Origin of the sequence: Shewanella sp. 4t3-1-2LB (assembly GCF_017368415.1) — a bacterium.
Taxonomy (GTDB): domain Bacteria; phylum Pseudomonadota; class Gammaproteobacteria; order Enterobacterales; family Shewanellaceae; genus Shewanella; species Shewanella fodinae.
This window is the reverse complement of the sequence record NZ_JAFNJD010000168.1, coordinates 1-262: the sequence shown is the minus strand read 5'-3', so window position 1 is coordinate 262 and position 262 is coordinate 1. Positions and strand designations below refer to the sequence as shown.

Annotated in this window: 1 rRNA gene; it reads left to right on the top strand. The window is 44.3% G+C overall.

The features are described 5' to 3' along the window. Nucleotides 1–108 (top strand): 23S ribosomal RNA (locus J3L11_RS19145); the annotation flags it as partial. Between the last annotated feature and the right edge of the window lie 154 nt (nt 109–262).

The window sequence follows — 262 nt, the reverse complement described above, 5'->3', positions numbered from 1 at the left end:
TAGAGTCCACTAAAGAGCCGTTCGAGACCAGGACGTAGATAGGCAGGGTGTGTAAGCGTTGTGAGGCGTTGAGCTAACCTGTACTAATGACTCGAGAGGCTTAACCATACAACCCAGATGGGTTTTACTGAAAATGTTCTACTTTAAAATGCTCCAAGCATTTAAAGTATTTCCTACATCCTTGTAGGTCACCACATTTTCTAGCACTTCCTCCATCCCTGGAGGTCGTCCCTTGAAAGAATTGCAAGACTTGGTTGAAGTA